Origin of the sequence: Allotabrizicola aquatica (SeqCode) (genome assembly GCF_965194375.1) — a bacterium.
Lineage (GTDB): Bacteria > Pseudomonadota > Alphaproteobacteria > Rhodobacterales > Rhodobacteraceae > Tabrizicola_A > Tabrizicola_A aquatica.
In genome coordinates this window covers 259,850-286,784 of the sequence record NZ_CBDAEL010000003.1, presented here as the reverse complement: position 1 = coordinate 286,784, position 26,935 = coordinate 259,850, and the positions used below count along the sequence as shown (strand labels likewise).

Sequence of the window (26,935 nt, the reverse complement as noted above, 5' to 3'; positions counted from 1 at the left end):
AACCCAGGGAGACCTACGTGACCAAAACCCTCTCCACCCTCAACCGCCGCAGCTTCCTCAAGCGCAGCGCAGCCGGTGCTGGCGCTCTCGCCGCTCCGGCGCTGATCTCGTCCAAGGCTCTGGCCTCGTCGGGCGAATTGAACTTCTCCGGCTGGGCTGGCTATCCTGGCTTGGCCGAAAAAGTGTTCCCCGCCTTTGAAGCCGCCACCGGCATCAAGGTGAACTTCAAAGAACTTCCCGACCAGGACACCATGTTCGGTGAAGCAAAGGTCGCGCTGGAAGCTGGTGGCATCGACGTTATCGAACCGACCATCGACCGCGTTGGCGCTTGGGACTCGAACGGCCTTCTGGGCGCGTTCGACGAATCCAAACTGGCGATGGACAACTACCTGCCGGGCCTCGCTGATGGCGCCGCGGGTGAGCGTTCGCGTCCGGGCGGCGCGCTGAAATATGTGCCGTCGACCTGGGGCACCGAATCGCTGGTCGTGAACACGGCCGATGCGAAAATCGGCACCCCGCCTTCGCTGGGCGATCTGTTCAACCCCGAGAATTCGGTCGTTGTGCGTCCGCACTCGGCGCTGGCTGCCATGGGCCGTTGGCTCGATGCGACCGGCCAACTGCCGCGTCCGTGGATGGATGGCTACACCGACATGGCCGCTATGGCCGAGCTGTGGGACATCGCGCTGGCCAAGGCGATCGAAGCCAAGGGCAACGTTGTTCAGTGGTGGTCGGGCGAAAATGAAGCCAACGCTGGCTTCACCGCCAACGGCGCTACCGTCGGCCTGTGCTGGGACTCGACCGGCTTCAACCTGCGCAATGACGGCTTTGCCTATGTCGCGCCCGTCGAAGGTGCGTTCGCTTGGCACCAGGGCTTCGTCATGATGAAGAACGCCGCCAACGTCGACCAGGCGCATGAGTTCGTGAAGTGGGTCTCGACCGCCGAAGGCGCTGCGGGCTGGGCTTCCGCCTTCTCGTCGAACCCGGTGGGCAAGGGCGCTGCCGAGATCATGGATCCGGAAGTGTCGAAGTACTACAACGGCACCTTCAACGACGAAGCGCTGTCCAAGCTGTGGTGGTGGCCCGACCAGTCGGCCGACTTCCTCGCCAAGCGCGCGGAATACGCCGACAAGTACAAGGCCGCCTAATAGGCGCTGCCAGAAAGGGACGCCGGGCCGAAACGCCCGGCGTCTTTTTTTTCTGCAAGGGCGTCGTTGCTGGACTAAGCGCGGCGTTGAACTGGCTATATCGCTTGCACAGGACATCGGGCCTGTTAGGCTGCGACAAAACAAGAATGACAGGGAGAAAGACGATCCATGAGTGCAGGGATTGATCTTGAAAACGTGTGCTGTGACTTCGGAACCTTCCGCGCGGTGGACAATGCCAATGTGTCCATCAAACCGGGCGAGTTCTTTTCGTTTCTGGGCCCCTCGGGCTGTGGCAAGACCACGATCCTGCGGATGATTTCGGGCTTTATTGACCCGACCCAAGGCCAGATCAAAATCGGCGGCAAGGACATGAAGGGCCAGCGCCCTAACCAGCGTCCAACCGCCCTGATCTTCCAAAACCTCGCGCTGTTCCCCCTTATGCCCATCTGGGAAAACATCTCTTTCGGTTTGGAAATGCGCGGGGTCGACAAGGTCACCCGCCGTGCGAAGGCTGAAGAGTTGTTGCGCCTTGTTGATCTGCCGGGCGCGGCGGACAAGATGGTGAGCCAGCTGTCAGGTGGCCAAAAGCAGCGCGTGGCGATTGCCCGCGCCTTGGCCGTGGAACCGGCGGTCATGCTCTTGGACGAGCCTTTGTCGGCGCTTGACCTCAAGCTGCGCCAGCACATGCGCGCGGAACTTCGCGCCATTCAAAAGCGCACCGGGGTGACCTTTATCTACATCACCCACGACCAGGGCGAGGCTTTGGCCATGTCCGACCGCGTTGGCGTGATGAGCCAAGGCCGCATCCAGCAAATCGCCGATCCGCGCGACATCTACAACAATCCGGTCAACGGGTTCGTGGCGTCTTTCGTGGGCGAAAACAACATCTTCGAAGGCACAGCTGGCACGGCCGCCGATGGCATGGCCGGTTTTGACACCGCGCATGGATCGTTCCGCGCACGGCTGGCCGCTGATGCGGTGGGCAAGCCCGTCAAGCTGTATGTGCGTCCTGAACACACCACGCTGGCCAAGACCAAGGCCACCGAAAATTCGGTGCCGGTGACCATCACCGAAGTCTCGTTTGAGGGTGCCTTCATCACGGTTCACGGGATCAGCGAAAGCGGCAAGACCATCACTGCCGAAATCCGCAACGACGGTGCGGCCACTGTGCCTGAGGTTGGGGCCAAGCTGCACGCCCGCTTTGACGCCGCCCGCGCCTCGTTGTTGCCTGACGTGAATGTGAGGGCCTGAGCCATGCAGGATCTTCTGCGTCGCTACGGTCCGGGCCTGTCGGGGCTGATCGTGCTTTTGGTGGCCTTTTGGCTGGTGATGCTGGTCATCGTGCCCAACATCACGCTCTTTGAACAAAGCTTCCGGCCCTATCTGCCGGTCGTTGAAATTGGCGGGCCACGTGACACCTATAGCTTCAACAACTACGCCAAAGTCTTTGATGGCAATATCGAAACCAGCCTGCTCGGCATTACCTTTGAAATCCCGGTGCATGTGAGAACCTTCTCGCAAACCATTTGGTATTCGATGGTCGTCACGGTGATCTGCTTTGCGCTGGCCTACCCGCTGGCCTATTACATGTCGAAGATCGTCGCGCCGAAAACGGTCCCGACGCTGCTTTTGCTGCTTTTCGTGCCGCTGTGGGTCTCTGAGGTGCTGCGCGCCTTTGCGTGGTGGATCATTCTGGCGTTCAAAGGCCCGCTCAATGCCATGCTTCTGGGCCTTGGCTTGATCGAAGACCCGATCCGTTGGACCAATATGGGCTATACGGGCGTCATGGTGGGCTTGGTCTATACCTATGTGCTCTTCATGCTCTTCCCGATCTACAACGCGATTTCGTCGCTCGACACCAACCAGATTGAGGCGGCCGATGACCTTGGCGCGCCGTGGTGGAAGATCCATTGGCGTATCGTGCTGCCCCATGCCAAACCCGGCATCGCCTCGGGCTCGGTCATGGTGTTCATGCTGTCGGCGGGCTCGCTTTTGGTGCCTTCGATCCTTGGCTCCACCACCTCGCAATGGTTTACCCAAACCATCGACCAGTGGTTCAAGGACGCGCTCGACTGGAACACCGCCAGTGCCTATGCCTTCCTTCTGTTGATCCTGTGCACCGTCTTCGTGTCCATTGCGATGAAGCTGTTCCGGGTCAAACTGTCTGACATCGCGAAATAAGGGAGGGACATCATGCACAAGCTTCGACTGAACCTCGCCCACGCCTATATGGTCTTGTTCCTGCTTTATATGATCGCGCCGCTTGTGGTCATGTCAGGGGCGGCCTTTAACGACAGCAAACTGCCCTCGATCGTGCCGTGGAAAGGCTTCACCACCCATTGGTTCAGCGACATGATCGCCGATCAGCGGATGATGCTGGCCTTTGGCAACAGCCTATGGGTTGCGGTGGCTGTGGCGGTGATCTCGATCCTCGTTGGCACGGCTTCGGCCATTCTCATCAACTCAATCTCGGGCCGGGTGCGCACGGTGGTCTACGGGTTGATGATCTCCACCATCCTGATCCCCGGTGTGGTCATCGGTATTTCCACCATGATCCTGTGGACCAAGATGGGCAATGCGCTGGGGACTGAGTTCTTCCTGTTTAACCCCGGTCTGCATCTCAGCGTGCTGGGGCAAGTGAGCTATATCGCCGCCATGGTGATGCTGTTGGTTCTGGCGCGTCTGCAATCCTTTGATGCGGGGCTGGAAGAGGCTGCGCTGGATCTGGGTGCAAGCCACGGCCAGGTGATGCGCCGCATCCTTCTGCCGCATCTCTATCCGGCCATCCTTGCCGGTGGGGCGGTGGCGTTCTTCCAGTCGATCGAGAACTTCAACGTCACGCAGTTTACCCGTGGCGGGGCCGATACGCTGACGGTCTATGTGTTCTCGAAGGTCCGCGCGGGCATTACGCCCACGATCAACGCGCTGGCCTTCCTGTTGATCCTTGTGACCTTGGCGCTGGCCTTGGTCTATGAGTTCAACCGCCGCCGACTGGCCCGGATCGAGGCTGCGCGTGAGGCGGAAGCCCGCCGTGCGGAGGCGCTGGAAGAGGCAGTCTAAGGACCTTAATCCTTGAACGATCAAGCCGTCGATCCTGCAATGGATCGGCGGCTTTCTTTATTGCGGCTTACCCCCGCCAAAGCGGCGCAGTCAGGGGCGCTCGCGCCCCTCTGGTCGGCCAAGAGGCCGCCCATTCACCCCTGAGAGTATTTGGGCCAAGATGAAAGGGATGGGGCGGGTCAGTGCCGCCCGGTGATCCAGTTGCCCAGCGCTCCAAAGCGCGAGGGCTTGCCACGCAGCCGCGCCTCGCGGCGGTCGGCAAGCGCCAAGAGCTTGTACATCAGATGCACACCAAGCCAGCGCAGGGGCTCTGGCTCCCATTGCCGCACACGGCGGTTGACCCATGGGTGCCGGGTGATCCGCGTCTCACGGCCGAGGGCAAGGTCGGCCAGTGTCCGACCGGCAAGGTTCGAGGTGGAGACCCCGACGCCCACATAGCCCCCCGCCCAGCCAAGGCCAGTGTTACGATCCAAGCCCACTGTCGCGCACCAATCGCGCGGCACACCGATCACGCCACACCAGGCGTGGTCGATGGGATGTTTCGCGGCTTCGGGGAAGTGTTCGTGCAAGATGGCGGTCAGCCGGCGGATGGTTTCGGCATCCGGCGCGCCGTTGCGGTCCATTTGGCTGGCGAATTTATAGGGCACCCCGCGCGCGCCCACCGTGATGCGGCCCTCGCGCGTGCGCTGGCAATAGCAGTAGGCGTTCTTCATATCGCCGATCAGCTCATGCCCGTCCCAGCCGATCTTGGCCCAAGCCTCGGGCGGCAAGGGCACTGTGGCGATCTGGGCCGAGTTCAGGGGCAGCCAGTCGCGCTTGTGCCCTTTGATCCCGGCGGTAAAGCCTTCGGTGCAGCGCAGGATGATCGGCGCCCGTACCACCCCGCGGTTGGTGGTGACGCGCCCCGCGTCGTAAGAGATCACCTCGGTGCCTTCGACAATGGTCGCGCCCTTGCGTTCAACCGCTTCGGCCAGCCCGCGCACCAATTTTGCCGGCTGCACCCGTGCCATGCCCGAGACCACCATCGCGCCGAGCACGCCCGGAATATGGATCCGCTGCGCCACCTCTTGCGGGCTCAGTTCGCGCGCGCGATGCCCGTCACCCCAAGCGCGGCGATGGGCGATTTCCTCTTTCATGCGCTGCAATTGCGCCGGAGTGGTCGCCACCATCATCTCTTCCGAAGGGATGATGTCAGCGTCAATTCCCTCGGCCGCACAGACCGCCGTGATCTCGGGCACGGTCGCCTCGAGATCCTTGACCATCTCCAGCACCGCCTCACGCGAGGTGGCGGCGGCATAGGCGTCGTGCTTCCACGCGAAGGTGCCCATGCACCACCCACCATTGCGGCCCGAAGCGCCGAAGCCCGCGAATTCCTTTTCGATCACCAAGACCTTGAGGTCGGGCTTTTCCTGCATCAGATACCACGCCGTCCAAAGCCCGGTGAACCCCGCGCCAATGATCGCCACATCGACCGAGGTATCCCCCGACAGGGGCGGGCGGCGGGTTTCGGGCAGGCCCATGTCGGCATACCAAAAGCTGACGTCACCGATCTTCATGCCTGTTCTCCGCGTGTCATGTGCTCAAGACGGTTTCGGCCAAAGCCGTCACCGTCCGTTCGGCCGAAGCCAATGCCTCTTCAAACCAGCCTTGCTGTGCCGACGCAATATCCGATCCGGCACAGGCGATGCGGCCAGAGGGGCCGCAAGGATGCGCCGCGCCGAGATCAGGCAGCCCGCCGCCCAAGATCACGACATTGAACATGCTAGAGATACCAGTCGTATTCGCGCGGCAGCACCTCGGCCATGAAGGCCTCAAACTCGGATCGTTTGATGGCCGCGTAGGCCGCCGGATAGCGCGGCCCGAAATACTCGGCCATCAGGGCCGATGCTTGCAGCCGGTCCAGCGCGGTCCACAGGCGCAAGGGCATTTCGGGGTCGGCCTCTTCGCCGGCATTGCCGGTCGAAGGTGGGGTGGGCGCCAGCTTATTGGCAATTCCATGATGGAACCCCGCCAGCATCGCCGCCATGACGAGATAGGGGTTGGCATCGGCCCCTGCGATACGATGCTCAATCCGCCGCGCGCGACCGCCGCCCATTGGTACGCGGAACGACACGGAGCGGTTGTTGATCCCCCAGCTTGTGTTCACCGGCACAAACTGATTGGCAGCAAAGCGGCGGTAGGCGTTGATATTGGGCGCAAAAAATCCCATCGCGTCATAGGTGGTTGCCTGCAGGCCTGCAATCGCATGGCCAAGCATCCGGTCGCCATCCGGCGTGGTTTCGTCAAAGACATTGCGCCCTGCCGCGTCGATCAAGCTGGCGTGAATATGCAGCCCCGAGCCGGATTGGTCGGCAAAAGGTTTGGACATAAAGGTGGCCTCCAGCCCATGCTTGGCAGCCACCCCTTTGACGATCCGGCGCAGCATCAGCGCATGGTCGCAGGCGAGCACCGGGTCATCCAGATGGGCAAGGTTCACCTCGAACTGCGCCCCGCCATATTCCGCCGTGGCCGCCCCTGCAGGCACGCCTTGGGCGATGCAGGCCGCATCAATCTCGGCCAAGATCCCGGCCCATTCATCCAGCTTGTCAAAAGCCAGAACCCGCGGCGCCTCGGGCGCGCGGCCCGACCGGGCGGGCAGGGCAGGAGAGATGCGCCCTTTGTCGTCGCGCTTTGGGTCGACGAAGTAGAATTCCAACTCATTGGCCACCACGGGCCGCAGACCCAATTCGGCAAAGCGCGTAACCACTGCCTGAAGGATCGCGCGCGGATCGAACCACCACGCGGCCTCGCCCTCGGGCGGGGCGGGCGCGATCTGCACCTGCGCGGTCGGCACCTCGGCCCAAGGCACAGGCACCAAGGTGTCGGGCAGGGGGTAGCTGGTGGCGTCCGGATCACCATCGGAAAAGCCGATGCCGTTCACATCCCAGCAGGTGCCCAAGGCGTCCAGCGTGGTGATCCCAGCGCAGAACGCTACACCTGAGGACCACAGCTTTTCCGCATCGCGCGCTGGCACCCTTTTGCCAATCGCCGTGCCGCAAAGATCATAGAGCACCGCATCGACAAAGCGCGTCTCGGGGTGGCGGGCCAGATAGGCGACAAGCTCGGCAGGGGCGGTCATGGTCAGCGGCCTTCGTGCAGGTTTCCACCGCTACCCTTGCATTTTTATGCAGCTTTTCAAGCCAGAATGACGCAGAATATGATCAAAAGTCTTTGCCATTTCCTGCCTCTTATCTCGGTGCCACATGCCCATGACCCGCCGCAATCTCTTGGCAAGTATCGCCGCGCTGGCCGCCACCCCCGCCCGCGCCAGCAGTTCTTCGGTGCTTGTCATCGGGGCCGGGCTTGCCGGGCTGTCCGCTGCCCGCGATCTGCATTCTGCGGGGGCCAAAGTCACGGTGCTTGAGGCCCGTGACCGGATTGGCGGGCGCATCTGGACCTCGCGGGCTTGGGCTGACATGCCGATGGACATGGGGGCAAGCTGGATTCACGGCGTCACCGGTAACCCGCTGACAGATCTGGCCGATCAGGCCGGGGCTGTGCGGCGGCCAACTTCGTACGACAGCGCCATGGCGCTGGATGCCCAAGGCCGCGAGGTTGATCTTTCCCCTGCCTATGACTTTGCGGAACAGACTATCGCCGCCGCCCGCGCCAAGTCTGAAACCCGCGCCAGAGATCAATCTCTGAAAGAGGCGATCCTTGCCACACCGTCATGGGCAGAGGCCGATGACCCCACCCGCCGCCTGATCCGCCAAGTCGTCAACGGCAGCGTCGAGGCCGAATATGGCGGCGCATGGGATGAGGTCTCGGCCTGGCATTATGACGAGGCGGTGGAGTTCGGCGGCGGTGACAAGCTTTTTCCCAAAGGCTATGACCAGATCACCGATCACCTTGCCACGGGCCTGACCATCCGCACCGGGGCGGTCGTGGCCTCGGTGGTCCAAGCCGAGGACAGCGTGCAGGTCACATTGACCGATGGTGAGGTCTTGCAGGCCGATCATGTGGTCGTCACCGTGCCTTTGGGCGTGCTCAAGTCCGGCGACATCGCCTTTGAGCCCCCGCTCGCCCCGGCCCGCCGGGCCGCGATCGAAACCCTTGGCATGGGGCTTTTGAACAAATGCTGGCTGCGCTTTGATCGCATTGCATGGCCCGCCGATGTCGATTGGATCGAATGGGTGGGGCCGAAAGATGGCATCTGGTCGCAATGGGTCAGCCTTGCCCAAGCCACAGGCGCACCGGTGCTTTTGGCCTTTCACGCGGGCGATCAGGCACGGCAGATGGAACAGCTCAGCGATGCCGAGATGGTCGCCGAGGCCCATGCGGCGCTGAAAACCATGTTCGGCCGCGATTTCCCCGCGCCGATTGCGGCGCAGATCACCCGCTGGGGGCAAGACCAATTCACCCGCGGCGCCTATTCCTTCAACGCCATCGGAACCACGCCAGACACCCGCACAGCCCTTGCCGGGGCCGATTGGGAGGGGCGGCTGATCTTTGCGGGCGAGGCTTGCGAGCCTGACTATTGGGGCACTGCCCATGGCGCGCTTTTGTCAGGCCGGACGGCAGCGGCCCAGATCACGGGTTGATCTCACCCGTCAGCCAAGTGCGAAAACTGACGAGTGGTGCGCGGGCTGGGCTCTCCTTCGGCCAGACCAGATGGTAGCTTCCGGCCGAGGCAATTGGCCCGCCAAAGATCGGCACCAAGCGGCCGGCCTCGAGATCACGCTCGATCAGGAAGGTCGGCATCAGGGCTGCGCCCAGCCCATGGATCGCGCCCTGCATCATGGTGGCGAACTGGTCAAACAGCATCGCCGGGGGGCGCAGGCCGGGCAGCCCGTGATGGGCGAGCCAACGGCCCCAATCCCCGGTGCGGCTTTCCAATTGCAACAGGGGAAGCGTGAGCACATCCTCCGCCCGGGGCAGGGTAGCCGCCACCAGCGCGGGCGCGGCCACCGCCAGCATCTCTTCTTGCATCAAGGGCAGATACTCCACCCCCGGCCAATCCTGCCGCCCGTAATGGATTGCTGCGTCAAACTGCGTGGCCTCAAAGGCAAAGGGCTTCAGCCGCGTGGACAGGTTCACGGTCACCTCCGGATGCTGGCCCGCAAAGCGCGCCAGACGCGGGGCGAGCCAATGCATGCCAAAAGCAGGCAGAATGGCCAAGTTCAGCGCCCCGCCCCCCGGATTGGCCCGCAAGGTCAGCGTCGCCTGACCAATCCCCTGCAGCATCCGCCGCACCTCGCGGCAATAGTCCCGCGCCCCTTGGGTCAGCCGCAACCGGTGCTTCTCGCGGATGAAGAGCGCAACACCCAATTGCCCCTCTAGAACCTGCAACTGTCGGCTGACCGCGCCTTGGGTCAGGTTCAACTCCTCGGCCGCCGCCGAGGCGCTGCCCAGACGGTCCACCGCCTCCAAGGCCAAGAGCGACGGCATCGAAGGCAGATAGCGACGCGAAACCAGCATATGAGTTTTCCTCATTAAATCCTGTCCCTGTTTCGCTAGTGGCCTGTGCAGATTCGTGCAATAGACTTGCGCAAAGCTCATGCTGTTTCAGGAGATGTACCGATGCTCGACACCCCCAAGCTGAAAGCCAAGGATGCCCCCGATCTGGGCGGGTTTGATTGGGAAGACCCCTTCCGCCTGAACGACCAGCTGACCGACGAAGAGCGCATGCTGCGGGACGCCGCCCGCGCCTATGCCCAAGACAAGCTGCAACCCCGTGTCATCAAGGCGTTTCGTGAGGAATCCTCCGACCCCTCGATCTTCCGTGAAATGGGTGAGATGGGCCTGCTGGGCGTCACGGTGCCCGAGGAATACGGCGGGTTGGGCGCGTCTTACGTCGCCTATGGCCTGATCGCGCGCGAAGTTGAGCGCGTCGACAGCGGCTATCGGTCGATGATGTCGGTGCAATCCTCGCTCGTCATGTATCCGATCTACGCCTATGGCACCGAAGCGCAGCGCCAGAAGTTCCTGCCGAAACTCGCCACTGGCGAATGGATCGGCTGCTTTGGTCTGACCGAACCCGATGCGGGCTCGGACCCCGCAGGCATGAAGACCGTGGCCAAGAAAACGGCCAATGGCTATGTGCTGAACGGCGCCAAGATGTGGATCTCGAACGCGCCCATTGCCGATGTCTTTGTAGTCTGGGCCAAATCCGAAGCGCATGGCGGCAAGATCAAGGGCTTTGTCCTTGAAAAGGGCATGAAGGGCCTGACGGCTCCCAAGGTTGGTGGCAAGCTGTCGTTGCGCGCCTCGATCACCGGCGAGATCGTTATGGACAATGTCGAGGTTGGCGAAGACGCGCTCTTGCCCAATGTCGAGGGTCTGAAGGGCCCCTTCGGCTGCCTCAACCGCGCCCGCTATGGCATTTCTTGGGGCGTCATGGGCGCGGCTGAGTTTTGCATGCACGCCGCCCGCCAATATGGCCTTGACCGCAAGCAGTTCGGCAAACCCATCGCCCAGACCCAGCTTTATCAGCTGAAACTCGCCAATATGATGACCGAAATCTCGCTTGGCCTGCAGGCCAGCTTGCGTGTCGGGCGTCTCTTGGATGAGGCCAATGCCGCGCCCGAGATGATCTCGATCATCAAGCGCAACAACTGCGGCAAGGCGCTGGATGCGGCACGCTGGGCGCGTGACATGCACGGCGGCAACGGCATTCAGGAAGATTATCAGGTCATCCGCCACATGGTGAACCTTGAGACCGTGAACACCTATGAAGGCACCCATGACGTTCATGCCCTGATCTTAGGGCGCGCCATCACTGGACTGCAGGCCTTCTTCTAAGGCCGGAACTGGTGGGGCGTAACCCAATATTTGCTGCAATATATTGAAATCGTTCAAGAAAGGCCCGAACCTCACAAGGTTTCGGGCCTTTCCCTTCTCAGACACCTGAGTCTTGCCCGCAACAGGTCTGCCCCCAGATGCGGTATCGGCCACTTTCCGCTACCCGACATAGCGTGTGCCCCCCTATAGTTGCCCAAAGATCACGGGGGCACACCCCCGGGCTTGAGGCAGGACAGATAATAACAAGCAAGGAGGGAGCCGATGCGCTGCCCATTCTGCGGTAACGTCGATACGCAAGTGAAAGACTCGCGCCCGGCCGAGGACCATGTGTCCATCCGCCGCCGCCGCTTTTGCCCCGCATGCGGCGGCCGCTTTACCACCTATGAACGCGTGCAGCTGCGCGACCTTGTTGTCGTGAAATCCTCTGGCAAACGCGAAGATTTTGACCGCTCCAAGCTGGAACGCTCGATCCGCATCGCCATGCAAAAGCGCCCCATCGACCCTGATCGCATTGATCAGATGATCTCGGGGATCGTGCGTCGGCTGGAAAGCCTTGGCGACACCGACATCCCATCGAAAACCATCGGTGAGATTGTCATGGAAAGCCTCGCGCGGATCGACACCGTGGCCTATGTCCGGTTCGCCAGCGTTTACAAGAACTTCCAAGCGGCGGATGACTTTGACCGCTTCGTCAGCGAACTGCGCCCTGGCGCAAACTCGGAAGAGTGAGCGACGAGATCCACATGGCCCACGCCCTGCGCCTTGCGGCGCGGGGCCTTGGCGCTGTCTGGCCCAACCCGGCGGTGGGCTGCGTCTTGGTGCGTGACGGCCAGATCGTCGGACGCGGCTGGACGCAACCCGGCGGCCGCCCGCATGCTGAAACCCGCGCGCTGGCCCAAGCGGGCGCCTTGGCCCAAGGCGCCACCGCCTATGTTACGCTCGAACCCTGCGCCCATCATGGCCAGACCCCGCCCTGCGCTGAGGCGCTGATTGCGGCCCGTGTCGCCCGCGTTGTCACCGCCTTGACCGATCCTGACCCGCGCGTCGTGGGCCGGGGACACGCGATGCTGCGTGCCGCAGGTGTCGCCGTGACCGAAGGCGTTCTCGCGCCTGAGGCCAGCCGTCTGAACGCGGGGTTTCTGAAACGCGTCACGCGCAACTTGCCCTTCGTGACCCTGAAACTTGCCACCACGCTGGATGGCCGCATCGCCACTGCCACAGGTGAATCCCGCTGGATCACCGGACCCGCCGCGCGCCGTCACACACACTTGTTGCGCCTGACGCATGATGCGGTGATGGTCGGTGCTGGCACCGCCCGCGCCGATGATCCGGATCTGACCGTGCGCGACATGGGCGCGGCCCGCCAACCCTTGCGTGTCGTGCTCGACAGCCGTCTGTCCCATGCCCCGACCAGCCGCCTTGGTCAGAGCGCCCGCCAAACCCCGGTCTGGATGGTCCACACCGCCGCAGCGCCCGAGGCCGCCCGCGCCGCCTGGGCCGCCACCGGTGCCACGCTGATCGAGGTTGCAGCCAGCCCTACTGGCCAAGTTGACCCTACCTCTGCCCTGAACGCCCTCGCCACCCGCGGCCTTACGCGCATCCTGTGCGAAGGCGGCGGCCAGTTGGCCGCCAGCCTTGTCACCGCGCGGCTGATCGATGATCTGGCCACCTATCACGCCGGGGCCCTGATCGGAGCCGATGGCCGCCCAGCCCTTGCGGCCCTTGGTCTCAAGACCCTGGCCGAAGCCCCGCGCCTGACCTTGCGCGAACGTCAAACCCTCGGCGGCGATGCCTACGCCCTGTGGTCTTGCGCCTTTTGAAATACTCAACCTTCGCGCCGACTTAAAGCGCGCGCCTGTTTATGGTGCTTGATGGCCGCTGAACATCACCCAAGCTGCAGGCTGTTCCGCCTCATGGCCCATTTGAAGGGCTGACTTCGCCGCCCGCCGCAACGCAATGCCATCTCGCCGATCAAAATCCCCGGCAAGCTCTCCGAAGGCCGCCTCTAAACGCCCGACCCCGCGCGATAGGCTTGCGCCTTGCGAAATACTCTCGGGGGGAAGGCCGCAGCCCCGGGCTGCGGCCGCGGGGGGCAGACAGCCCCCCAAAAATTCTTGTGCCAAGAATTTTTCTGGCCTCAGGCTCACCAGTGCCCGGTGTTGCCCATCGACAGCCAAGGCTCTGCCGGGGCAAAGGCCCCACCCGCTTGCAACAACTCGATCGAGATATTGTCGGGGCTGCGCACAAAGGCCATCCGCCCATCGCGCGGCGGGCGGTTGATCAGCACGCCATGGGCCTGCAAATGGGCGCATACGGCGTAGATGTCTTCCACCTCATAGGCCAGATGCCCGAAGTGGCGGCTGTCATTCGGCAGCCCATCATCGCCGTCCCAGTTATAGGTCAACTCCAACGGCGTCTCGGGCTGGCCCTCAGCCGCAAGATAGACCAGCGTGAACCGCCCCTGTTCGCTTTCATACCGGCGGATCTCTTGCAGACCCAACAGCGCATAAAACGCCATGGACTTCTCCAGATCCAGAACCCGAACCATGGTGTGCAGATAGCGCAGTTTCATCCGATGCCCCCTTCAAGTGCGTGCGGCCCAAACCTAGGCTGGGCAGGGGGGAAAGACCAGCCTTGGCAATCACCTTAGAACACCGAAGAAATCCCCAAACTCACGGCGGTGGTCGTGGTCTGATAGCGGCTGATGTTCGACTGCGTCTTGCCGTGGCGCAAAGACAAGACCGGGGCAAAGCCCATCACCGACAGATCGTCAAAGGACAGATCCATCGATAGGCCCCGCGATTTGTCCTCGCGCCCGCCCGTGACATTGGCAAAGCCAAGGGTGAAGCTGTCGTAATCCCGCAAGCCCGCGGTCGCCCCGAAAGAGACCGCCGCCCCCGCCAACTGCCATTCCGGACTGACCTTCAGCGAAATCCGCGCTGCGTCATAGGTTGAATTCTGAAACCCGCTGCGCGCCGCCTCCAGCGTCACCCGCAGCGAGGCGCGGGTTGTGCCAAAGAACCGCTGGCCAGTCAGGCTCATCTCATAAAGATCAGCGCCGGAGTTCGCCCCCTCCCAGGACCGCTCGACACTGCCGCCCAGCCAGATGGATGCACCATCGCCTTTCCAGATCATGCTTTCGGCCCCAAGGGCCAAGGTCGGGCCCAGCACCGCGCCACCGGCCCAATTCTGACCCGCCTCGATCGACAGGCTCAACGGCAGCCCTGCCGCGCCGACCCGCAGATCACGGCGCAGGCCAAAGGCAAGGCGAGAGCGGTTCAGATCACCCGAGGTGACACGCCCTGCCGCCACCCGAGAGCTGGCATCGATCTCGTTCGCCACGGTCTCACCCGACAGGGTCAGCACCGTCTGCGCCCGGTCGCTGCCGGGCAAGGCGCGCTCTGCCGCGATCCGCAGGCTTACCCGCGCGCCCGACAGGGCCTGCGCGCCGTTCGACAAATCTCCCAACACGAAACCGCCAATCCGGAACACCGCACTGTCCGCCCCGCCGTTCAGGTTGTCGCTTGGCCCGGCCTCGAGATCAAAGGTCAAGCGCCAGGGCGTGCGATTGCGCACCAGCCCCAGATCTCGGCCAGAGGCGGCAAGGGCCAGTGCATCTGGTGCTACATCGAGCGACCGGCGCAGCCAGAATTGCGCCAGCATCGGGCGTCCGGCGTCCAATGCGGCCTTGGCGGTGTTGCGGGCAATTTCATAGCGCAGAGTCTGGTTGTCCGGCCCGCGCGGTGCCAGCTTCCACGCTGTGCGCCCCGCGATCAGCCCGGCATCGGCGCGGCCGAGCTTTGGTTCGGTCGCCGCCAGCAAAAGATGTACCCGCGGATTGTCCGGCTCTACCGCCGCCAGCGCCCGCGCGATATGGCCCGCCACGGCAACATCGCCCGCAAGATAGGCCGCGCGCGCCGTCATCAGCGCCTCATCCGGGGTCAGGCTCAGCACTTCGGCGCGCGCCGGGGCGGGGGCCTGCCACGCCAGACCCAAGCCAAGGAGCAGCGCCAAGGCCCGCAGGCGGTGAGCCAACATGGCCTTAGCGCGGCGTGCAGATCGGTGACGGCGAGGCACCGGGCAAATCGCAGCGCGGCAGGTTGAAGGTGCCATATTCGTGAATCCCGGTTTCGCCATCAATCGGGTTTACCCAGATGACACCGGCCACATCGCTGGCCCCGGTGCCGCCAAAGGCCCCATCAAAGCTGCCCGCCTCGCTGTCCGGAGAGCCCTCATATTCCACCGTGCCCAGAAAGGTGCCGTTTTCAGAAATCTCAGTCTCGCGCAGCACTAGGCCCGGCATCGGTGACGTGTCGATGGTGCGCACCCCACCATTGCCATCCGCGATGTTGATCGAGGTGACCGGGTTGCCATCGCGGTCAAACAGCCTCCGGTTTGTGATTTCACCCTCCACCACCTCCGGATGGCCCGAGGTCCGGTTGGTGAACTGCGCGTTCACCTGAATGACACCGCGCACCCCCAAAGGCTCTCCGGGCTGCAAGGGGTCAGGGCGCGGCGGGCCGCCCGGGTCATTGAACCCCGGAACAAAGACCCCCGCATAGGCCCCGTAATACGAGAAGGTTCCCTCTTCCGTCCCTTCAGGAGAGGGGGAGGCGGCGATGTCGGGCCGCGAATAGCCCGTCAGCCGTACCCAGCCCCCGCCGCCATTATGTTCGTTGAACTGCCCGCCATCGGCGCTGGCCACCGACAGCAGCGTGCCGCGGTCATTCTCGGCCACATAGGCCAGATAGGACCGCGTCATATTGGTTTCCTGGAACTCGTAGGCCAGATATCGCGGGTGCCCGCCATGCCTCGGGAAGTCCATCTCGGCCTTGCGCCGGAAGAGGCCGTATCGCCCCGAGGAACTGACCCCGGCCATGTCGATCTCCAGCGTGGTCCCGTCATAGCGAAAGCCGCGCAGATCCTCGACCGCATTGTCCTGATCGGGCGAGGGCTGGGGCGCATTCGGATCGGGCGGCGTCGGATCCACCGGTTCAGGCAAGAATGGATTCCCACCGCAGGCCGCGACGACCAAAAGCGCAGCCAAAGCTGCCCGATACCGAACCATAATCTGCCCCACGTTTCTATCTTTAGAGAAATAAATGACCATAAGTATATATAATGTCAAAAGTTATCCACAAAGGAGCATTTTGCCCTCGCTTATGATGCAGCCTCGCATCACGCCTTAGCTAGCGGTTTCCTTCGCCGCCCACCGCAAGATATAGTGGACCCCGACTCATTCCCCGCCCCGAAAGGCCATCCCATGCCGCTGACCCCTGACCAACGCGCCGAAATCGAAGCCGCACGGGCCACGCCCCGCCCGACCTTGCGCGCTGTCTCTGAGGGGATGGAAGCGCATCTCTACCGCGCGCATGAGGTCTTGGATCACGGCTTTATCCGCGTCATCGACTATATGGGCGACGATGCCGCCATCGTGCAGGCCGCGCGCGTCAGCTATGGCGCGGGCACCAAGCACGTGCAAAACGACGAAGGGCTGATCCGATATCTCATGCGCCACTGGCATTCGACCCCGTTCGAGATGTGCGAGATCAAGCTTCACGTCAAACTGCCGGTCTTTGTGGCCCGCCAGTGGATCCGCCACCGTACCGCCAACGTCAACGAATACTCCGCCCGCTATTCGATCTTGGACCGTGAGTTCTACATCCCCCAGCCCGAACAGCTGGCCGCCCAATCGGTGGTCAACAACCAAGGCCGGGGCGAGGTGCTGACGGGGGCGGAATCCGCCCGCGTGCTGGACATCCTGAAACGCGACGCGGCGCAGTGCTATGACAATTACGAATCCATGCTGTCCCAAGACGGCCAACAGGGCCTTGCCCGCGAGTTGGCCCGCATGAACCTGCCGATGAACATCTATACCCAGTGGTATTGGAAGGTGGACCTGCACAACCTCTTCCACTTCCTGCGCCTGCGCGCCGACGCCCACGCGCAATATGAAATCCGCGTCTATGCCGAGGCGATTGCGGCCTGCGTGCGCGACTGGGTCCCGCTGGCCTTTGCGGCGTTTGAGGATTACCGGATGGGCGGGGCCACGCTCTCGGCCAAGGCGATTTCGGTGTTGAAACGGCAACTTAAAGGTGAGACGGTGACGCAGGAAGAGTCCGGCATGTCGAAGGGCGAGTGGCGGGAGTTTTGTGATATTTGGGGATAGGATGGACAAAAATATTCGAGTTAATTTTTACCAGGCTCATAATGTAACGCCTTCACAATCGGGTTTATTTGAAGCACTCACTGCGTGCAGCAACATGCCGGACGTGCAACAGTATGTGGAGTTAACTCAAGGGGTAAAGGTTCGGATTGAGAGAGTCATGTCTAATGGATCGTATCTGACCGGAGAATTGGTTCGCCAACAGACGGATAATTTACCTGCGATTGCGAGAGGTGCCGGGCCACTTGAGCCAAACAACACACCTCTCGGTCATCGAGTCGCGTTTAGGTACAAGGCTGATATCAACGTGGTAGCGATGGAGGTCAATCGAACTGGTATTTCTCCATCGCGTTTCAATGCATTCCTAAAAGCTAGATTTAGGGGTCACTCTGGTTACTATTTTGATCCATGCCTTACAGCTGACGCTCTGGCGCAACTCAGGGATGGCACGCCACGTAAAATTCAAATGCGAGTTGCTGTCCCAGAGGATTTGAGATTGATTGAGGGTGGACCAAATGACATCGAAACTAGTATTGAAAACTTGAGAAGCATCGTAGATGGTCGCGTCATAACTCTGGAAATTGGAATGAATCGAGGGGACAGAAATGAATCCCTGAACTTGGACGGTATATTGAGTATTTTCCGTTGGGGATCACAGAACCGGAGCCAGGTCAAAAAGCTTACAGTGCAGACACTTGAGGAACAGATTCCAATCGATCTTTTCGGTCAACAGATAGTCGAAGTTGGGACCTTAGATCTGGATAACAATGATATAGAACAGTCTTATACGCTCCGGCATGATTTCCTCGAAAGTGCGTTTGATCGTCGGATTGACGAGCTACAAGCACTGTTCCAGCCAATGCAATCGGGATGAAGGATTTTCGCCACCTCTTTTCTACTAGGAGCCTTCCGTTCGGCTTGTTTTTGACTGCTGTACTGTTTATGTTTTGGCTGCATGTCTCTGAATCTCGAGAGAAAAATGTCGGTGCCCTTTTTTCCAATTTAATGGCGTTGCTTTCAATATTTTCGGGGTTCGTCGCATCTTTCTACTTTTTTGTTGCTTCTAGGGGTAATGTTTTTCTGTCAAAAATTGAAAACACGAAGACATTCGATTCCCTTCTTAGATTAACCAAAGCCAGTTTGGAATTGTCCTTCCTTTCCATAATTTTTATATTCTTCTTAGCGGGATACGCACCCGTGGCCAACTGGGAATGTGTGTGGAGGTTGGATGTCGAAAGTGCTAGCGTTTTTCTTGGATTTCTGCTAACTGGACTGACTGTTTCCAATTTTGTTAGGTGTATGAAGCTGTTCTTGCAGTTAACGATAACTGATAGCTGATTTCAGAAAGCAAGCGTAGGGTGCGCATTCATTGCGCACCATTGCCGCCGTCAAGCATGGTGCGCAATGAGTGCGCACGCTACACTGTCAAATCGTTTGATCCGTCCCCCGGCCCGCGCAGGCGGGCGCGGGCGTTCGGGACTGAAAACAGTCCACTGGACTGTTTTCTCCCCGCGCAAGGGCGCGGGGCCGTCCCTCACCCCACCAAGGGCCGCGCCCGACCTCGGGACGGCGCGCCGCCGCTGGTTCTAGGCGCTTTATCTCTCAACCCCTCCCACCGCAGTTCTGCTAGCAACCGTTGCAAACGCGCCCTCCCGGGGGGAGGGCGGGCGCGGCCCGGCGGCGCTAAAGCGCCTTGATTCCGGGCGAAGGGAAGGAAGGGAAGGAGGGCGTTTGCCCCCCCTGCATCACAGCGCCGAGAACCCCTTGTCCAAGGCGCTCAGGATCACCGCTGCGTCCGCCTCGGTCAGCACCAAGGGCGGCGACAGGATGATGTTCGGCCCCGACACCCGCACCATGGCCCCGGACTCGTAAGCCACCTTCTGCACCAAGGCTGGCACCGCTTTGTCCGGCGCGGATTTCGTGGTGCGGTCGCCCACCATCTCGATCGCCAGCATCAACCCATGCCCGCCCCGCACATCGCCGATGGCCGAATGCTTGGCCTTCAACGCCTTCAGCCCGTCAAAAAGCTGCGCCCCCCGTGCGGCGGCGTTTTCATTGACCCGCAGCCGCTTGGTTTCCGCCAGCGTCGCCAGCGCCGCCGCTGCGCCCACCGGATGGCCGGAATAGGTATAGCCGTGGCCAATGGCCGCCTTGCCAGTTTCGTCACGCTCAAACACCTGCGCCACGCCCTCGGCGATCATCACCGCGCCGAAGGGGAAATAGGCGTTGGTGATCGCCTTGGCGGTGCAAGAGAAATCGGGCTGCACCCCCCACAGGCGCGACCCGGTCCAAGCCCCGGTGCGGCCAAAGGCGGTGATCACCTCATCGGCAATCAGAAGGATGCCGTTCTTGCGGCAGATCGCGGAGACACCGGGCATAAAGCTTTCATGCGGCGGAATGACCCCGCCCGCGCCCAAGACCGGCTCCATGATAAAGGCCGCAATGGTGCCTGCACCTTGGAAGGCGATCTCATCCTCCAAAGCCTGCAGGCACAGCTGCGCCAGCTTGGCCGGATCGGTCTCGTTGAAGGGGTTGCGATAGGGGTAGGGGGCCGGGATGTGGTGGCAGCCGGCCAAAAGGGGCTCATAAGCGGTGCGGAAATTGGCGTTGCCGTTGACCGAGGCGCCGCCGAAATGCGTGCCGTGATAGCCCTTTTTCAGCGACAGAAACTTGATCCGCCCCGGCTCGCCCTTGATCTTGTGATACTGCCGCGACAGGCGCAGGGCGGTCTCGACCGAGTCCGACCCGCCGCTGGTGTAGAAGGCCCGCGTCAGCCCGTCAGGCGCGAAGAAGTCGCGCAGCTCCTCGGCCAGCTCGATCACCTTGTCATTCGAGGTGCCCCGGAAGATCGAGTAATAGGGCAGCGCATCCAGCTGCGCCGCGATGGCGTCTTTGATCGGTTGGCAGGAATAGCCAAGGTTGACGTTCCACAGCCCGCCCACGGCATCCACCACCTCATGCCCGTCGATGTCCTTGATCCGCACACCGCTGGCGCTGGTGATGATGGCCGGCGGGTTCTTCAGGCTGTCTGCAGGCGCCGTCATCGGGTGCCACAGGCTGCGCGCATTGTTGGCCTTGAGGAAGTTCTCGTCTTTCATGTCTTGTCCTTTCAGTCTCTGGCGCGCCTTAGGCGGCAAGCTGCCAGAGCGTGGCAATATCGGCGGGCAGGCTGCCGCCCCACAGGGTGGTGATTTCAGAGCCGGCCTCGGTCAGGGCAAAGCGGATCAGGCGGCGCTGGTCCTCGGTCATGCGGCTGGCAAGGGCTGCGACGGCGACCGCCCCCACGCAAGCCCCCAGCGCGTTGAACAGCGGCACGGCCATGGAATGCACCTCGGCCTGAAAGGCGCCCCGGCTTTCGGCCAGGCCCCGGTGGCGCACTTCGCTGAGCCGCGCGCGCAGCGCCTCGGGCGCGGTTTCGGTTTGGCCCGTCAAGCGTGGGATGGGCCGCGCCAGCACGGCCTCGCGGAAGGCCTCGGGCTGAAAGGCCAGCACCACAAGCCCGGACGATGTGGCGTGAAACGGCAAAACCTCGGCGTCCTCCATCGTGACGCGGGTCATGTGGGTGGTGGCATAGGCAAAGCCCAGCGTGTGCAAAGCCCCGCCCATCAGCATCGAAAGATGCGCCGTCTCGCCAGTTTTCTGCGCCAAAGCCTGCAAGACCGGCATCGCCGCCTCGCGCGTTGGCACCTGCGCCTCGCGCAAGGCGGCAAGCCGCAAAACCGCAGGCCCCAACCGATACTCGCGCGCACTGCCCACCTGTTCCACCAGACCGAAGTCACACAGTTCGGTCACCAGCCGATAGCAGGTCGCCTTGTTCAACTCGGCCAGCCGCGCCAAGTCGGACAGCCCGATCAGCGGGCGCTGTCGGGTGAAAAGGTTCAAGAGTTCCAAGGCTTTGCTAACGGTTCCCATGATGGCCCTGCGGATTTTCCGATCGGCTGCTGGTCCGATATCCCGGCCGGCGCTGCATTTCAGTTGACAGATTGTCGCAGAGGCTGTCAAATGTTTTCGAACCATCGGTTCAAATATCAAACCGAACGACGGATGATGAACATCCGCGTCATCCACCATCAGGAAGGGGACATCACAATGACTTCCACCATCATCCGGGGGGCGCAGCATGGCTGACGCCGGTACCCCCACCAATCAGTTGAAGAAAAACACCCTCGGCGTTGCGGCCATCACCTTCATGGTGGTATCGGCTGCTGCTCCGCTGACCGGCGCAGGCGGGGGCATTCCGCCGTCAATGCTGTTCGGCAACGGCGCAGGCATCGCGGGCAGCTTTCTGATCGTGACGCTGATCCTGCTGGCCTTCTCGGTCGGCTATGTCGCGATGAGCCGTCATGTGAAAAACGCGGGCGCCTTCTATGCCTTTGCTGCCCAAGGTCTGGGCGGGCGCATGGGTGGGGCTGCGGCCATGGTCGCCATCCTGTCCTATAACGCCATGCAAGTTGGCCTGATGGGCCTTCTCGGCGCGGTCGCCTCGGGCACCTTCGCCCAGTTCGGGTTGGATCTGCCTTGGTACATCTGGACCTATATCGCCATCGCGCTGGTTGCCGTCCTTGGCTACCGTCAGGTGGACCTTTCGGCCAAGGTGCTGATGTGGCTGGTGCTGGCTGAGTTTGGCATCGTCTTGATCCTCCTGGCCTCGATCCTGTTCACGGGCGGTGCCGACGGTCTGAACCTGCAACCCTTCACCTGGAGCCAGATCACCAGCGGCGTGCCGTCGATTGCGTTCCTGTTCTGCTTTGCGGGCTTCATTGGCTTTGAGGCCACCACAATCTATTCCGAAGAGGCCAAAGACGCGCCGATCACCGTGCCGAAGGCCACCTATATCTCGGTTCTGTCGATCGGCATCTTCTATACGCTGACCGCTTGGCTGATGACCATGGGCATTGGCGTGGACAAGCTTTTGCCGACGCTGACCGAAATGGGCGACCCGTCGGGGTTCTTGTTCATGCTCGGTGAAACCTATGTTGGCGCCACCTTCACCATGATCATGGGCATCTTGTTCATGACCTCGATCTTTGCCGCTGTGCTCGCCTTCCACAATGCGGTGGCGCGCTACAAGTTCGTGGCAGGGCGCGAAGGCATCTTGCCGGATTCGCTTGGCCAAACCCATGCCACCCACCAGTCGCCGCATCGCGGTTCGGTGATCCAGACCATCGTGGCCTTTGCTGTGGTCACGCTGTTCCTGGTCAACGGGCTGGATCCGGTGCTCAACCTCTTCGTCTGGATGAGCCAGATGGGCACTTTGGGTATTCTGGGGCTCATGGCGCTGACCTCGCTTTCGGTGCTGATGTTCTTCATGAAGGACGCGATGGGCGAAAGCGTGCTGGCAACCAAGGTGCTGCCGCTGATCACCGGGTTGGTGATGGGGTATCTCTTCATCATCATCTTCCGTGACTTTGGCGCCCTGACCGGCACCGAGGGCAACTTGGGCTGGATGATCCCGGCGCTGGTGCCGCTGTTTGCGCTGATCGGTTTTGCCTTGGCCTCGATGCTGGCCGCGCGTGATCCGGCCCGCTTTAAGGCCCTTGGCAACACCAAGGCCTAAGAGAAACTGCGGGCGGCCTGTGACGGGCCGCCCGTTTTCATGTCCAAAAGGAAGTGCCGCCATGGCCGTCACCCAAGCCGAGATTGACCGCCTCGCCTCTGCCCCAGTGGCACCGCAAAAGCTGTTGATTGATGGCGCATGGGTTGAAGGGCAAGGCGGCGAAACCGTTGTGCTCTCGCCCATCAATGGGCAAAAGCTGACCACCACCGCTGCGGCCAGCGCCGAAGATGTGGCCCGCGCGGTTGCCTCGGCCCGCGCGGCCTTTGACAGCGGCCGCTGGTCGCGCATGGCGCCTGCCGCGCGCAAGGCCGTGCTCCTTCGTCTGGCGGATCTGATCGACAAACACGCGCTTGAACTGGCCGTCTTGGGTGTGCGCGACAATGGCACCGACATCGGTATGGCGCTGAAGGCGGAACCTGGATCGGCCGCCGGAACCTTCCGCTATTACGCCGAGGCCATCGATAAGGTGTACGGCGAAATCGCCCCCACCGCCGAGAACATTCTGGCCCTTGTCCACCGCGAAGCCGTGGGCGTGGTGGCCGCCATCGTGCCGTGGAACTTCCCGCTGATGATCGGCGCATGGAAGATCGCACCTGCCTTGGCGATGGGCAATTCAATCGTGCTGAAACCGGCCGAAACTGCATCGCTCACGCTGATCCGGCTGGCGGAACTGGCACTTGAGGCGGGCATACCGCCGGGTGTGTTCAACGTCGTCACCGGGCCGGGCCGCATCACCGGCGAGGCGCTGTCCCTGTCGATGGATGTCGATGTGATGGTGTTTACCGGCTCTGGCCCCACGGGGCGGCGCCTGTTGCAGTATTCCGCGCAATCCAACCTCAAGCGCTGCTATCTGGAACTTGGCGGAAAATCCCCCAACATCGTCTTTGCCGACGCGCCTGACCTCACGGCTGCTGCCAAGGCCGCCGCCACCGCGATCTTCCGCAACGCAGGCCAAGTCTGCGTCGCAGGCTCGCGCCTTCTGGTCGAGGCCTCGGTGCATGACGAGTTCGTGGCTGCCCTTGCTAAGGCCGCTCAAGGCATGAAACTCGGCAACCCCTTGGACCTTGTAACCCAAATCGGCGCGGTGAATTCTGAGGGGCAGCTTGAGGGCAACCTTGGCTTCGTGGCCGATGCCCGCCGCGATGGCGGCGAGGTGGTCCTTGGCGGCAACCGCGCCATGACCGACACCGGCGGCTATTACATGGAGCCAACAGTCGTCGCAGGCGTCCAACCGACCCATCGCCTCTTCCGCGAAGAGGTCTTCGGCCCGATCCTCGCCGTGACCCCCTTCACCACCGAGGATGAGGCGACCAAACTCGCCAATGCCACCGACTTCGGCCTCGCTGCGGGTGTCTGGACATCAAACCTCAGCCGCGCCCACCGCATGGTGCGCGCCATCCGCTCGGGCGTTGTCCACGTCAATACCTATGGCGGGGCCGACAACACCGTGCCTTTGGGCGGCATGAAGCAATCGGGCAATGGGCATGACAAATCCCTGCATGCACTCGACAAATACACAGACCTTAAAACCGCGTGGATCCAACTCTAACGCCTTCAACGTGGTGGAAATATCCCACGGGGGCGCGGGGGTGTGAAACCCCCGCTCCGCCGTCAAACCAAGGACCTGCATTCGGGGGACCAGCCCATGGGCAACCGCATTTTGATCGTCGGCACCTATGACACTAAGGACGACGAACTGACCTATATCTCGGGCGTGATCGCCGGGCAGGGCGGCGTCGCCTTGACCATGGATGTCTCGGTCCTTGGCAACCCGACCGCTCCGACCGATTGGTCCAAGCATGATGTGGTCGCCGCTGCGGGCACGACCATTGACGCCATCATCGGATCGCAGGATGAAAACATCGCCATGCAGGCCATGGCGCGGGGCTCTGCGGCACTGGCCGCCCGGCTCTACCGCGAAGGGCAGTTTGACGGGGTGCTTGTGCTGGGCGGCTCAATGGGCACCGACCTCGCCCTTGATCTTTGCGGGGCCCTTCCTTTGGGCGTGCCGAAATACATCGTCTCCACTGTCAGCTTCTCGCCGATGATCCCGCCGGAACGGCTGGCAGCGGATACCCAGATGATCCTTTGGGCAGGCGGGCTTTATGGGCTGAACTCGGTCTGCAAAGCCTCGCTCAGCCAAGCCGCTGGTGCCGTGTTGGGCGCTGCGCGCGCGGTGGAGCCGCCACGGCGCGATCGCCCGCTGATCGGCATGACCTCGTTCGGCAAGACGGTCCTGCGCTACATGACCACGCTCAAGCCCGCGCTCGAGGCGCGCGGCTATGAGGTGGCGGTGTTTCACGCCACCGGCATGGGCGGGCGCGCCTTTGAATCCCTTGCCGCCGAAGGCGCCTTCGCCGCAGTGATGGACTTCGCCCCGCAAGAGGTGGCCAACCATCTTTTCGGCTCAGCCATCAGCGCAGGCGCCGACCGGATGGAAAATGCGGGGGCCAAGGGCATCCCGCAGATCGTCTCAATCGGCTGCTATGACCTCATCGACTTCGTCGGCTGGAAACCCTTGCCCGAGGCGTTCAAGGACACCCCGGCCCATGCCCATAACCGGCTCTTGACCAGCGTCGTGCAAACCGCCAACCAGCGCCGCGATCTTGCTCGCGTCTTCTGTGCCAAGTTGGCCAAGGCTCAAGGCCCGGTGGTGTTTCTGTTGCCAACCCAAGGCGGCAACGAATGGGACCGCCCCGGTGGCCCCTTGTCTGACCCCGAGGCGCTGGCCGCCTTTGTCGACGAGATGCGCCACGCCTGCCCGCCGAATGTGCAGCTGATCGAGCTTGACGCCCATATCAACGACCCGGCCTTCCACGACGCCGCGCTTCAGGTCTTTGATGCTTGGGTCAAGGCGGGCGCGCTGTAGCGGCAGCGGCGTTCTGCCCACGGCCCGCCATTGGCACAGGTCGGATGCCTCCGGCGGGAGTATTTCAAAAGGCGCAAATCCAAAGGCGGAAGGGTGATGGTCTTGCGCCTTTGCAAATACCATCATTTCTGGATTTCAGCCGCGCAGCCTCAGGCCGGGATGCGGCTTGCCAGATATTGTGCAAACTCGAAGTTCGGGCGCTCCAGATGCGACAGCGGGCCCGGTTCGGCCATGCCCGACAAAAGCCCGGCATAGACCTTTTCCGTGCAGCCTTTGTCCTCGACGTTTACATCATCCAACAGCGCCTTCACGCGCGCCAGATGCTGTTCGGCCGCCGGATCGGCCAGCCAGTCTGCGGACATACCCATGCCAAAGAGCACCGTGACATGGCCCGGCCCGTCCGGTGTCAGGGACAGGTACCAAAAATACCCCGGCGTCAGCGTGATGAGGAGGGAGGGATAGATCGCCAAAAGCCAGGTCTTGCGCCGGTCATCCCCCACAAGCGTGGTATTCGACGGATGCGCCAGCGCCAAGGGCACGGAGTCATTCTTCAAGATCCAATGGTAGTTAAACGCCTCGGTCCCTTCGGGGCAGACCATTTCTTCCAGCTTTGAGGCCCCGCCGATGGTGCCGGCATGGCACACGGGCAGGTGGTAGCTTTCCATGAAATTCTCGGCCAGCACCTTCCAGTTGGTCGCCCAGCGGAAGGTTTCGCGGTAGGTCTCGGTATAGGTCGACATATCGAGATTGGGGATCAGGTCGCGCACGCCTTGCAGCGCCTGTTCGGGGGCCGGGGCGTCTGGGTTCAGTGTGACCATAATCCAACCCTGCCAGACCTCGCAGCGGATGCGGGGCAGGGCGATGGTGTCTTTGCAAAACCCCTCGTTCAGCGTCATGGCCGGCGCGCCGCGCAAAGAGCCGTCCAGGTTGTAGGTCCAGGCGTGATAGGGGCAGACGATGGCGCGGGTATGCCCGCGCCCCTCCAGCAGCGTTGACATCCGGTGGCGGCAGACGTTGGACATCGCCTTGATGCTGCCATCGCGGTCGCGCAGCACGATCACCGGCTCTTCGGCCAGCGTCAGCGTCAGGTAATCGCCGGGGTTGGGCAGGGTTTCGGCGCGCCCGGCACAGATCCAGTCTTTCGCAAAGATATGGCGCTGTTCCTGCGCCAGAAACTCGGGGCTGGTGTAGACCGACTTCGGCATGGCATGGGCGCGTTCAAAGGGCACCGAGACGTTCAGGTGCAATTCGCGCGCGGGGCTGATGCGGTCATGGGCGGTCATATGGGTCCTCGTGACGTGATCCTCTTGGCTTCATGCCGCCAAGGGTTGGCAAGGACCATGACGAAATTTCATGAC

At 62.2% G+C, this 26,935-nt stretch carries 23 protein-coding genes; 13 read left to right on the top strand and 10 right to left on the bottom strand.

Annotated features, from left to right (window positions below; genetic code table 11):
* The first annotated feature begins 17 nt into the window (after window positions 1-17).
* The 4 genes from AC72UB_RS06680 to AC72UB_RS06665 all read left to right on the top strand — a co-directional run bounded on the left by AC72UB_RS06680 (window position 18) and on the right by AC72UB_RS06665 (window position 4,205).
* Complete coding sequence (locus tag AC72UB_RS06680; RefSeq protein WP_505189075.1) at window positions 18-1,145, top strand: extracellular solute-binding protein; 1,128 nt, start codon at window positions 18-20, stop codon at window positions 1,143-1,145.
* Window positions 1,146-1,313: 168 nt separating this feature from the next.
* Window positions 1,314-2,396: an ABC transporter ATP-binding protein gene (locus AC72UB_RS06675; RefSeq protein ID WP_505189074.1), complete on the top strand. Its 1,083-nt coding sequence runs from the start codon at window positions 1,314-1,316 to the stop codon at window positions 2,394-2,396.
* A gap of 3 nt (window positions 2,397-2,399) precedes the next feature.
* The gene (locus tag AC72UB_RS06670; protein WP_505189073.1) at window positions 2,400-3,326 is read left to right on the top strand and encodes an ABC transporter permease; all 927 of its coding nucleotides are present in this window, start codon (window positions 2,400-2,402) and stop codon (window positions 3,324-3,326) included.
* A 12-nt stretch (window positions 3,327-3,338) separates the two neighbouring features.
* Window positions 3,339-4,205 carry an ABC transporter permease gene (locus tag AC72UB_RS06665; RefSeq protein WP_505189072.1) on the top strand — a complete coding sequence of 289 codons (867 nt, stop codon included), beginning with the start codon at window positions 3,339-3,341 and terminating at the stop codon, window positions 4,203-4,205.
* A gap of 179 nt (window positions 4,206-4,384) precedes the next feature.
* Here AC72UB_RS06665 and AC72UB_RS06660 read toward each other — a convergent pair whose 3' ends face one another.
* From AC72UB_RS06660 to AC72UB_RS06650, 3 genes are read right to left on the bottom strand one after another with little or no spacing between them, the layout of a single operon-like run.
* Window positions 4,385-5,761 (bottom strand): NAD(P)/FAD-dependent oxidoreductase, encoded by a 1,377-nt coding sequence (locus AC72UB_RS06660; RefSeq protein ID WP_505189071.1) that lies wholly within the window; start codon window positions 5,759-5,761, stop codon window positions 4,385-4,387.
* Window positions 5,762-5,777: 16 nt separating this feature from the next.
* Window positions 5,778-5,966 carry a hypothetical protein gene (locus AC72UB_RS06655; RefSeq protein WP_505189070.1) on the bottom strand — a complete coding sequence of 63 codons (189 nt, stop codon included), beginning with the start codon at window positions 5,964-5,966 and terminating at the stop codon, window positions 5,778-5,780.
* Between the two features lies 1 nt (window position 5,967).
* A complete protein-coding gene (locus tag AC72UB_RS06650; protein WP_505189069.1) occupies window positions 5,968-7,323 on the bottom strand; it encodes a glutamine synthetase family protein in 1,356 nt (451 codons plus the stop codon).
* A 124-nt stretch (window positions 7,324-7,447) separates the two neighbouring features.
* Between AC72UB_RS06650 and AC72UB_RS06645 the strand changes: the two genes are divergently transcribed.
* Window positions 7,448-8,785 carry a flavin monoamine oxidase family protein gene (locus AC72UB_RS06645; protein WP_505189068.1) on the top strand — a complete coding sequence of 446 codons (1,338 nt, stop codon included), beginning with the start codon at window positions 7,448-7,450 and terminating at the stop codon, window positions 8,783-8,785.
* Here AC72UB_RS06645 and AC72UB_RS06640 read toward each other — a convergent pair.
* On the bottom strand, window positions 8,775-9,662 hold the full coding sequence (locus tag AC72UB_RS06640) for a LysR substrate-binding domain-containing protein (RefSeq protein WP_505189067.1): 888 nt from the start codon (window positions 9,660-9,662) through the stop codon (window positions 8,775-8,777). The genes AC72UB_RS06645 and AC72UB_RS06640 overlap by 11 nt on opposite strands.
* A gap of 102 nt (window positions 9,663-9,764) precedes the next feature.
* Here AC72UB_RS06640 and AC72UB_RS06635 point away from each other — a divergent pair, with 102 nt between their 5' ends.
* The 3 genes from AC72UB_RS06635 (at window position 9,765) to ribD (ending at window position 12,805) form a co-directional block, all read left to right on the top strand.
* Window positions 9,765-10,985: an acyl-CoA dehydrogenase gene (locus AC72UB_RS06635; protein WP_505189066.1), complete on the top strand. Its 1,221-nt coding sequence runs from the start codon at window positions 9,765-9,767 to the stop codon at window positions 10,983-10,985.
* Between the two features lie 261 nt (window positions 10,986-11,246).
* Window positions 11,247-11,714 (top strand): transcriptional regulator NrdR, encoded by a 468-nt coding sequence (gene nrdR, locus AC72UB_RS06630; RefSeq protein ID WP_505189065.1) that lies wholly within the window; start codon window positions 11,247-11,249, stop codon window positions 11,712-11,714.
* Between the two features lie 14 nt (window positions 11,715-11,728).
* Window positions 11,729-12,805: a bifunctional diaminohydroxyphosphoribosylaminopyrimidine deaminase/5-amino-6-(5-phosphoribosylamino)uracil reductase RibD gene (ribD, locus tag AC72UB_RS06625; protein ID WP_505189143.1), complete on the top strand. Its 1,077-nt coding sequence runs from the start codon at window positions 11,729-11,731 to the stop codon at window positions 12,803-12,805.
* Between the two features lie 323 nt (window positions 12,806-13,128).
* Here ribD and AC72UB_RS06620 read toward each other — a convergent pair whose 3' ends face one another.
* The 3 genes from AC72UB_RS06620 to AC72UB_RS06610 form a co-directional block, all read right to left on the bottom strand.
* Window positions 13,129-13,557, bottom strand: a complete 429-nt coding sequence (locus AC72UB_RS06620) for a VOC family protein (RefSeq protein ID WP_505189064.1) — start codon at window positions 13,555-13,557, stop codon at window positions 13,129-13,131.
* A gap of 74 nt (window positions 13,558-13,631) precedes the next feature.
* Entirely contained in the window at window positions 13,632-15,023 is a 1,392-nt protein-coding gene (locus tag AC72UB_RS06615; RefSeq protein ID WP_505189063.1) for a surface lipoprotein assembly modifier, read from the bottom strand.
* Window positions 15,024-15,027: 4 nt separating this feature from the next.
* Window positions 15,028-16,053, bottom strand: a complete 1,026-nt coding sequence (locus tag AC72UB_RS06610; protein ID WP_505189062.1) for a hypothetical protein — start codon at window positions 16,051-16,053, stop codon at window positions 15,028-15,030.
* 195 nt (window positions 16,054-16,248) lie between these two features.
* Between AC72UB_RS06610 and thyX the strand changes: the two genes are divergently transcribed.
* Together thyX and AC72UB_RS06600 are read left to right on the top strand one after the other, a co-directional pair.
* The gene (gene thyX, locus AC72UB_RS06605) at window positions 16,249-17,154 is read left to right on the top strand and encodes an FAD-dependent thymidylate synthase (RefSeq protein WP_505189061.1); all 906 of its coding nucleotides are present in this window, start codon (window positions 16,249-16,251) and stop codon (window positions 17,152-17,154) included.
* A 1-nt stretch (window position 17,155) separates the two neighbouring features.
* Window positions 17,156-18,025 (top strand): hypothetical protein, encoded by an 870-nt coding sequence (locus AC72UB_RS06600; protein WP_505189060.1) that lies wholly within the window; start codon window positions 17,156-17,158, stop codon window positions 18,023-18,025.
* 871 nt (window positions 18,026-18,896) lie between these two features.
* Here AC72UB_RS06600 and AC72UB_RS06595 read toward each other — a convergent pair.
* On the bottom strand, window positions 18,897-20,249 hold the full coding sequence (locus tag AC72UB_RS06595) for an aminotransferase class III-fold pyridoxal phosphate-dependent enzyme (protein ID WP_505189059.1): 1,353 nt from the start codon (window positions 20,247-20,249) through the stop codon (window positions 18,897-18,899).
* A 28-nt stretch (window positions 20,250-20,277) separates the two neighbouring features.
* A complete protein-coding gene (locus AC72UB_RS06590) occupies window positions 20,278-21,063 on the bottom strand; it encodes an IclR family transcriptional regulator (RefSeq protein WP_505189058.1) in 786 nt (261 codons plus the stop codon).
* A 208-nt stretch (window positions 21,064-21,271) separates the two neighbouring features.
* Here AC72UB_RS06590 and AC72UB_RS06585 point away from each other — a divergent pair, with 208 nt between their 5' ends.
* The 3 genes from AC72UB_RS06585 to AC72UB_RS06575 all read left to right on the top strand — a co-directional run bounded on the left by AC72UB_RS06585 (window position 21,272) and on the right by AC72UB_RS06575 (window position 25,577).
* Window positions 21,272-22,708 carry an APC family permease gene (locus AC72UB_RS06585; RefSeq protein WP_505189057.1) on the top strand — a complete coding sequence of 479 codons (1,437 nt, stop codon included), beginning with the start codon at window positions 21,272-21,274 and terminating at the stop codon, window positions 22,706-22,708.
* A gap of 61 nt (window positions 22,709-22,769) precedes the next feature.
* A complete protein-coding gene (locus AC72UB_RS06580) occupies window positions 22,770-24,257 on the top strand; it encodes an aldehyde dehydrogenase (RefSeq protein ID WP_505189056.1) in 1,488 nt (495 codons plus the stop codon).
* Between the two features lie 96 nt (window positions 24,258-24,353).
* Window positions 24,354-25,577 (top strand): Tm-1-like ATP-binding domain-containing protein, encoded by a 1,224-nt coding sequence (locus AC72UB_RS06575; RefSeq protein ID WP_505189055.1) that lies wholly within the window; start codon window positions 24,354-24,356, stop codon window positions 25,575-25,577.
* Between the two features lie 149 nt (window positions 25,578-25,726).
* Here the strand turns inward: AC72UB_RS06575 and AC72UB_RS06570 are convergent, their stop codons facing one another.
* On the bottom strand, window positions 25,727-26,860 hold the full coding sequence (locus tag AC72UB_RS06570) for an aromatic ring-hydroxylating oxygenase subunit alpha (protein ID WP_505189054.1): 1,134 nt from the start codon (window positions 26,858-26,860) through the stop codon (window positions 25,727-25,729).
* Between the last annotated feature and the right edge of the window lie 75 nt (window positions 26,861-26,935).

Coding starts and splice junctions, on each gene's coding strand:
- AC72UB_RS06675 (WP_505189074.1), top strand. CDS start 1,314: ATGAGTGCAGGGATTGATCTTGAAAACGTGTGCTGTGACTTCGGAACC.
- AC72UB_RS06670 (WP_505189073.1), top strand. CDS start 2,400: ATGCAGGATCTTCTGCGTCGCTACGGTCCGGGCCTGTCGGGGCTGATC.
- AC72UB_RS06665 (WP_505189072.1), top strand. CDS start 3,339: ATGCACAAGCTTCGACTGAACCTCGCCCACGCCTATATGGTCTTGTTC.
- AC72UB_RS06660 (WP_505189071.1), bottom strand. CDS start 5,761: ATGAAGATCGGTGACGTCAGCTTTTGGTATGCCGACATGGGCCTGCCC.
- AC72UB_RS06655 (WP_505189070.1), bottom strand. CDS start 5,966: ATGTTCAATGTCGTGATCTTGGGCGGCGGGCTGCCTGATCTCGGCGCG.
- AC72UB_RS06650 (WP_505189069.1), bottom strand. CDS start 7,323: ATGACCGCCCCTGCCGAGCTTGTCGCCTATCTGGCCCGCCACCCCGAG.
- AC72UB_RS06645 (WP_505189068.1), top strand. CDS start 7,448: ATGCCCATGACCCGCCGCAATCTCTTGGCAAGTATCGCCGCGCTGGCC.
- AC72UB_RS06640 (WP_505189067.1), bottom strand. CDS start 9,662: ATGCTGGTTTCGCGTCGCTATCTGCCTTCGATGCCGTCGCTCTTGGCC.
- AC72UB_RS06635 (WP_505189066.1), top strand. CDS start 9,765: ATGCTCGACACCCCCAAGCTGAAAGCCAAGGATGCCCCCGATCTGGGC.
- nrdR (WP_505189065.1), top strand. CDS start 11,247: ATGCGCTGCCCATTCTGCGGTAACGTCGATACGCAAGTGAAAGACTCG.
- ribD (WP_505189143.1), top strand. CDS start 11,729: ATGGCCCACGCCCTGCGCCTTGCGGCGCGGGGCCTTGGCGCTGTCTGG.
- AC72UB_RS06620 (WP_505189064.1), bottom strand. CDS start 13,557: ATGAAACTGCGCTATCTGCACACCATGGTTCGGGTTCTGGATCTGGAG.
- AC72UB_RS06615 (WP_505189063.1), bottom strand. CDS start 15,023: ATGTTGGCTCACCGCCTGCGGGCCTTGGCGCTGCTCCTTGGCTTGGGT.
- AC72UB_RS06610 (WP_505189062.1), bottom strand. CDS start 16,053: ATGGTTCGGTATCGGGCAGCTTTGGCTGCGCTTTTGGTCGTCGCGGCC.
- thyX (WP_505189061.1), top strand. CDS start 16,249: ATGCCGCTGACCCCTGACCAACGCGCCGAAATCGAAGCCGCACGGGCC.
- AC72UB_RS06600 (WP_505189060.1), top strand. CDS start 17,156: ATGGACAAAAATATTCGAGTTAATTTTTACCAGGCTCATAATGTAACG.
- AC72UB_RS06595 (WP_505189059.1), bottom strand. CDS start 20,249: ATGAAAGACGAGAACTTCCTCAAGGCCAACAATGCGCGCAGCCTGTGG.
- AC72UB_RS06590 (WP_505189058.1), bottom strand. CDS start 21,063: ATGGGAACCGTTAGCAAAGCCTTGGAACTCTTGAACCTTTTCACCCGA.
- AC72UB_RS06585 (WP_505189057.1), top strand. CDS start 21,272: ATGGCTGACGCCGGTACCCCCACCAATCAGTTGAAGAAAAACACCCTC.
- AC72UB_RS06580 (WP_505189056.1), top strand. CDS start 22,770: ATGGCCGTCACCCAAGCCGAGATTGACCGCCTCGCCTCTGCCCCAGTG.
- AC72UB_RS06575 (WP_505189055.1), top strand. CDS start 24,354: ATGGGCAACCGCATTTTGATCGTCGGCACCTATGACACTAAGGACGAC.
- AC72UB_RS06570 (WP_505189054.1), bottom strand. CDS start 26,860: ATGACCGCCCATGACCGCATCAGCCCCGCGCGCGAATTGCACCTGAAC.